The organism is Acidobacteriota bacterium (assembly GCA_040754075.1).
GTDB lineage: Bacteria > Acidobacteriota > Blastocatellia > UBA7656 > UBA7656 > JBFMDH01.
Window position 1 is genome coordinate 64,181 of record JBFMDH010000037.1, and the last position, 6,428, is coordinate 70,608.

At 47.9% G+C, this 6,428-nt stretch carries 7 protein-coding genes; all 7 read right to left on the minus strand.

The window, feature by feature from the left end:
• Positions 1–117: 117 nt before the first annotated feature.
• Positions 118–1,243, minus strand: a protein-coding gene (gene prfB / locus AB1757_27250) for a peptide chain release factor 2 (GenBank protein MEW6130756.1) whose coding sequence is annotated in 2 segments (ribosomal slippage) — positions 118–1,173 and positions 1,175–1,243 — 1,125 coding nt in all. Because the reading frame shifts where the segments join, the coding sequence is not laid out codon by codon here.
• Positions 1,236–3,152, minus strand: a complete 1,917-nt coding sequence (lnt, locus tag AB1757_27255; protein MEW6130757.1) for an apolipoprotein N-acyltransferase — start codon at positions 3,150–3,152, stop codon at positions 1,236–1,238. The genes prfB and lnt overlap by 8 nt, the downstream gene beginning before the upstream one ends.
• An 82-nt stretch (positions 3,153–3,234) precedes the next feature.
• Positions 3,235–4,131, minus strand: coding sequence for a lipoyl synthase (gene lipA, locus AB1757_27260; GenBank protein ID MEW6130758.1), 897 nt, complete (start codon positions 4,129–4,131; stop codon positions 3,235–3,237).
• 32 nt (positions 4,132–4,163) lie between these two features.
• Entirely contained in the window at positions 4,164–4,658 is a 495-nt protein-coding gene (locus AB1757_27265) for an SPOR domain-containing protein (GenBank protein ID MEW6130759.1), read from the minus strand.
• Between the two features lie 235 nt (positions 4,659–4,893).
• Positions 4,894–5,253, minus strand: a complete 360-nt coding sequence (locus AB1757_27270) for a hypothetical protein (protein MEW6130760.1) — start codon at positions 5,251–5,253, stop codon at positions 4,894–4,896.
• Positions 5,254–5,286: 33 nt separating this feature from the next.
• Positions 5,287–5,775 (minus strand): hypothetical protein, encoded by a 489-nt coding sequence (locus AB1757_27275; protein MEW6130761.1) that lies wholly within the window; start codon positions 5,773–5,775, stop codon positions 5,287–5,289.
• 16 nt (positions 5,776–5,791) lie between these two features.
• Positions 5,792–6,271 carry a hypothetical protein gene (locus AB1757_27280; GenBank protein ID MEW6130762.1) on the minus strand — a complete coding sequence of 160 codons (480 nt, stop codon included), beginning with the start codon at positions 6,269–6,271 and terminating at the stop codon, positions 5,792–5,794.
• Positions 6,272–6,428: the final 157 nt, after the last annotated feature.

The following is a 6,428-nucleotide window of genomic DNA, read 5'->3' on the forward strand; positions in this document are numbered from 1 at the left end:
AATTTAAGTTGAACAAGCGGTCGCTGACTGCATTTCACGAATCGTCGCGGTCTTTAGACCCTTCCTCAACGGGTTCACATTATGCCTCCCTGACGGTCGGGCTACGGTCACTTTCGATTACTCAACACTGGCGGCGGCACTTTCAAGCGCGCCCTTGCTCTTATGCACCAGATAGCTTTTGATGAAATCATCCAAATCGCCATCCAGAACCGTGTCCACATCCGAACGTTCATATTTGGTGCGCACATCTTTTGCCAGACGATAAGGATGCAGCACATAGTTGCGAATCTGCGAACCGAAAGAAATATCGCGCTTCGATTCTTCAAGCTGCGCGGTCTCGGCGCGACGCTTCTCCATTTCGAGTTCATAAAGCCGCGATTTCAAAATGCGCATGGCGACTTCGCGGTTCTGATGTTGCGAGCGTTGATTTTGACAAGTGACCACCAACCCCGTCGGCAAATGGGTGATGCGCACAGCCGAATCCGTAGTGTTGATGTGCTGCCCGCCTGCGCCCGTCGAACGATAGGTGTCAACGCGCAAATCCTTTTCCTGAATTTCAATCTCGACATCCTCTTCGATTTCGGGATACACGAACACCGATGCGAAACTGGTTTCGCGACTCGACCCGGCGTTGAAGGGACTGAGTCTAACGAGGCGATGCACACCGGCTTCGGCAGCCATCAATCCATAAGCGTATTCGCCTTCAAGCGTGAAGGTGGCGCTCTTGATTCCGGCTTCTTTGCCCGGCTGTTCATCCACCAGTTCGGTTTTAAAGCCCCGTCGTTCAGCCCAACGCAGATACATTCTCAAAAGCATCTGCGCCCAATCCTGGGCGTCTGTGCCGCCCGCTCCGGCGTTGATGGTGACAATCGCATTGCGCGCATCGTTGCGACCGGAAAGCAACATCTCGGTTTCGGTCTCTTCGACTTCGCTTTGCAAACGGTCAAGCAGGGTTTGCAATTCTTTCAAAGAGCTTTCGTCTTCGGCAGCAAATTCAAAAAGCACGGCGGCGTCTTCCACATCGCGCACGAAGGTTTCCGATTTTTTCACGGCGTTTTCCAGACGGCTACGCTGTTTTAAAACCTTTTGCGCTTTCTCCTGGTCATTCCAGAAATCGGGTTTGGCGATTTCTTCTTCGACACGCGCCAGTTCTTTACGTTTGGCATCTGCGTCAAAGAAACCTCCTGAGTTCTGAGACTCTTGCTGAAAGGTCTTCGTATCTATTTCTCAATTCATCAATCATTGTCTTCGTCTTTCTTTTTTAAGCGTTCAAAAATTATTGCCGCAATCATCAGCCCTGCACTCAATACAGCGCAGATAATTGCCAGTACATCACCGAGGCGCGTGTAAACAGTTGCAGGCGAATTTTGCATTTCATCACTGCTGCTGGCGCTCCAGACGCGGGTTGCGGTTTCAAACATCGGCGTTTCGTTAAGCACGTCGCCATTTGCGGTAATCTGTGCCGACGCGCCTGAATTGGTTACGCGAATCAACTCGATATTGTTTTCAACGGCGCGAAAAACCGCGTGCGCCAGCACCTGTCGCGCCGCAGCGGTCGGCCCGAACCACGATTCATTGGAAAGCTGCACAATCGTTGACGCGCCCGCTTTTCTAAAGCGACGAGCAAGGTCGGGTCGTGTGGCTTCAAAACAAATCATGGTGCCGATTTTCGCGTCAGCGATTTCACCAAGCGCCAAATCTTTGCCTGCCGTCACATCAGCCACCAGCGCCGGAATTTTATCCATAAAGGGAATCCAACCACGCGCCGGAACGTATTCGCCAAACGGCATCAATGCCAGTTTATCATAGCGACTGATTAGCTCACCACTTGGGCTAATCAGCAACGCGCTGTTGTAAGTCGCATCTTTGGCGTCACCACTTTTAGCTTCGCCCCAACCATTGATGAGCAAATAGACCTTGTGGCGTCTGGTAAACTCCGCGAGTCGCTTCTTCAATTTCTCATCGCGCTCGTATTGAAAATTCATCGGCGATTCAGGCCAGATAACTAAATCAATGCGTTTTTTCTCTGCTCCGGTTGTCGAGTTTTGTTCAACGCCATTCACATCTACTTTTCCCTCCGGGTTAAGAAACGTCGTTATCTCCGAATCGGTAAGCGCGATGTGCCGCAAGAGCATCTCGGTTTCAAATTTTTCATTGCCCCAATCCCCGTTGATTGGAACATTCGGTTGAACAATTATTATATTGAGCGACCCTCGTGGCGATTTGATCGGAATCTGCCACATACCCCAGAGCACAACAATGATGGCGAGCACGCCGGCAATTGTGAAGGCGAGCCAGCCGCGACGATAACCGAGATAGACCAGCGAATAGACCACGGCGGCGCTGATAGCTACCAGAAACGCGCTCACCAGATAAACCCCGCCGAGTTTCGCCATTTGAATAATGATGGGTTGAAACGCCTGCGAATAACCGAGTTGATTCCAACCGACGCCCGTCACCTCAAATCGCAACCATTCGCTTGCTGCCCATAACAGGGGCGCAGTTAAAATCGCCCAGCCGCCGAAGGCTTTTATCGCCAATCCCAGAACGCCCGCAAACAAGGCGGTAAACACCCCGAAAATCGCGGCAATGAGTAAAGCAATCAAGTAACTTATCCACAGCGGAATGCCGCCATAGTGATGCATCGAATAAGTGACCCAGTAGGATGTGCCCAGATAAAAAATTGTGCCGGTCGTCCACCCTAACCAGAACGAACGCCAGAATTTTTGCTCACGCGCCACCGCCATAATGAGCGGCGCAACGCCCACCCAACCGAGCGACCACAGTCCCCAGTTGGGAAACGCGAAGACCAGCAGAAAGCCCGATACGACGGCTAAAAACAGGCTGTTGACAAAAGGCGGCGAGGCTTGTTGATAAGGCAAAACTTTGGTGACGTGCAAACGCGCGGCGAGGATGTCCTCTTGCGAAAAAGTTCCTTCCGAAGGCGGAAAACTGCTGTGATTGCAAATAGCTTTCAATTGCGGATTGCGGATTGCGGATTGCGAATTATTCCCATTGCGGATTGACTTAATTGAAGAACCTTTACTTAATGAGAGAAGGTTTATAAGCGATGAATCGAAAAGCTTACCGGGATTAAATTTCAGATTGCGGATGGTGAATTTCGGATATTGAAATTTGGATGCTTTCATCATTTATCCGTCTACGGTTTGAATCGCTCGCGGAAATTTTGACAAGCAAACCTTCAATCCGCAATCCGCAATTCGCAATCCGCAATTAAAGGGCTTGTTGGTGTACGAGGTCAGCCATGTAAGAACTGCGCACCAGGGGACCGGCAAACACCGCGCGAAATCCCAGACTTTCACCAAACGCCTGATACTCGGCAAAAATATCCGGGTGGACATACTCTGCAACCGGCAAATGCTTTCGGGTCGGTTGCAGATATTGACCGATGGTAACGACATCGACATCGTGAGTTCGCAAATCTTCGAGCAGGCGTTTGACTTCGTCGCGGCGTTCGCCAAAACCAACCATCAATCCCGACTTGGTCAAAATATCGGGCGCATAAGCGTGCGCTGCTTTCAATACCTCGAGCGACTGCTGATAATCCGCCTGCGGTCGCACCACTCGATAAAGTCTGGGCACCGATTCGACATTGTGATTGTAAGTGTCAGGTCGAGCATCAAGCACCAGATGCAAGGCTTCAAGATTGCCTTTGAAGTCGGGCGTCAGCACTTCGATTTGCGCGGCAGGCAAACGACGACGCACGGCGTGAATGGTTTTGGCAAAATGCGTCGCGCCGCCATCCGCGAGTTCATCGCGATTGACCGAAGTGATGACCACGTAACGAAGATCAAGTTGCGCGGCGGCTTCGGCGACCTGTTCGGGTTCTGCGGCGAGCGACTGCATCGGCAACCCGCGTCCGGTTTTGACGGAGCAGAATCCGCAACTGCGGCTGCAAATATCGCCCAAAATCATGAAGGTCGCGGCTCCCCGCGCAAAACATTCATTGCGATTCGGGCAACGCGCTTCTTCGCAAACCGTGTGCAAAGCGCGCCGACGCAACAGCACTTTCAAATCGTGATCGGCTTCGGCGTGACGCTCAGGTTTACGTAACCATTCGGGGAGTCGGGGTGCGGCTTTGGGTTTTAATCCTTCGAGTTGAACCAGCATAAATTTGATGTGGGCGATTCAGGAAAAAATATTTAATGTTTATCGTTTTGATAAATCATCGTCTGTTTGTAATGCAATGAGAGATCGTTGGCAGCCTGTTGCGCGTCCTGGCGTTCTTTATAGATGCCGATGTCTACGTGATAGAGTCCGTCTGTGGACTGTTTGACATAGGCGCTTAAATAGCCTGCGCGTTTCAATTCGAGTTCATATTTTTCGGCTTCTTCACGGGTGCCGCACGAGGCGACGTGAATCACGTAGCGGGTTTCAGCCGTGGGCGTTTCACTGGTTGCATTCGATTCCAAATTGACTGCCGGATTGATTGAAGCCTCTTGTGCGGTTGTCGCTTTTTTCTGATGCGTCACGGCGTTTCTGTTTTCACCGGCATCTGGCGTGATACTCCCTTTAATGACGGCGAGTCCCGCCCAGAAAGCGACAAACATCATGAAGATGCCAATCATAAAAATCAGGACGACCTGTTTATTGCTGACCGTTGGTCTTGTTCCACTGTGATGAGTCCGGTTTTCCATACTTCAAATCTCTTTTCCGTTATAACCGAGAATATTTTTTAATAAAAGCAGGGGGTGAATTATTGTTTCAGAGAAGCGATTCTCAGGGCAAGCGAATGCGATATGATTTTATAAATTAGCCGGCTTGTCAATCGGCAAAGTGAGATTGTTGATAGATTGGTGAAGTTATTTCCAGTAATAAACTCCGGCAAGTACAGCAAAAGCCGGCGCATCATAAAAAATGAAAATCAGGAATTTAAATTCTGAAAAAAATGGCACTCTTATGAAAGAAAGACTGGGTTCGGGACTCTGCATCGGCACCATCCAGTACCCAAACGCCGCTAATACAATAAAGGACGTAACCACGCGAATCAAAACGCTCATTCAGGCGGGATTCCTTAGCCCACAAGGTCAGCACAGGCACCCCAACCAGACCAATGAAAGTAACGATAAGGCTCATAAAGAGGTATTCAAAAATAATCGTGGTGTGAGACACCTGAACCATTTGCGCAAACCGATCTGAGATTGGGTAAGTAACTGATAAAAGGATAAAGCACAGGACGCAATAACCAACGACCAATAGAATCCTTGCAACTGGGTTGCTTGTTTCAATCATTGCAACTGCCTTCGCAGTCCCAACAACATACGACTATTTATAATCCCAAGGATTATAGTTGCGCCAAACTATCTGCCGACATACCAAAGGTTGGGAACATCGAAGACGCACTTTTGTATAAGTCTTGTCTTTGGGGATACTGAGAGTTTTGTTAGGCACGTATCCTCCTAAAGTTACTCCCGTGTTGCTTAAACCGACACTGTGCAACTCATAAACTGTACCATCTTGAGCAATAATTTGGCCTTCTGGAATCATTAAACTCCCATCAGAAGTTTTAATTTTCCCTGATGGAAAATCCGCACAATAGTTCTTCTCTTCAGCAAGCCAAATTACTAATTCACTGATTTGTCTCTCAGGAGTTAAAGGCTCTTTAAAAGTAATCTCTTGCCATTGATTATTAAGGGTTACTTTGCCATAGATTTCTTTATCAAGTGGCGGTGAACTAGTCGAGCAAGATACCCCCAACAGTGCAAAAGAAAAAATTAAAATCATTTTTACACCAAAATCATAATTGCTAGGCATATACCCTGAATTTGGATTATTTAAGAAAATAAGTTTTCCCTTTGGGGATAAGGAGTAGGGTATTATCACTTTCAAAAGGGCCTATGACTAAACGATACGGTTTGGGGCGAGGTGGTCCAAAGAATAGTCCTCCTGTACTTAGGTCTAAGCCTTCTGCCAAAAAAGACGGCAGATTATTCTCTGTAAAAGGGGCATTGAATACTGCAAGCACGAATTTCCTCGTTTGCTTGTTTTTATCTATCAGAACGATAGCAAAGTCTTGCTTACTATCCCCATTAAAATCTCCAACAGCATAATAGGGATGATAATTAGGTATAGGTTTCCAAATTCCGCCACCTTGGTGAATTGCTGTTATTGATTCCTTACAGTCAATGCAATCATCCTCCACTGCAAGTCTTAAGTTTATTTTTTTTTGTAACCATTTTTGTATTACGGCTTTATGTTGTGGTTGCCATGATTGCGAGGCACCCATACATCTAACAAATGAGGTTCCCATAATCGTGCAAATAATAAGTATACTCACAAACAATGGTTCGGACAAAAAATGAGATGAAAAAATAAGCCAATACCGATTAAATGGATGTTTCCAGACACCAGACAATCGGAGATTGGCTTATGACTTTCGTCAACCAGATTTTAGATCAGATGACCAA

What these genes read in the sequence shown, in the direction of transcription:
- lnt (MEW6130757.1), bottom strand. Translation starts at nt 3,152, where the DNA reads ATGATGAAAGCATCCAAATTTCAATATCCGAAATTCACCATCCGCAAT.
- lipA (MEW6130758.1), bottom strand. Translation starts at nt 4,131, where the DNA reads ATGCTGGTTCAACTCGAAGGATTAAAACCCAAAGCCGCACCCCGACTC.
- AB1757_27265 (MEW6130759.1), bottom strand. Translation starts at nt 4,658, where the DNA reads ATGGAAAACCGGACTCATCACAGTGGAACAAGACCAACGGTCAGCAAT.
- AB1757_27270 (MEW6130760.1), bottom strand. Translation starts at nt 5,253, where the DNA reads ATGATTGAAACAAGCAACCCAGTTGCAAGGATTCTATTGGTCGTTGGT.
- AB1757_27275 (MEW6130761.1), bottom strand. Translation starts at nt 5,775, where the DNA reads ATGCCTAGCAATTATGATTTTGGTGTAAAAATGATTTTAATTTTTTCT.
- AB1757_27280 (MEW6130762.1), bottom strand. Translation starts at nt 6,271, where the DNA reads ATGGGAACCTCATTTGTTAGATGTATGGGTGCCTCGCAATCATGGCAA.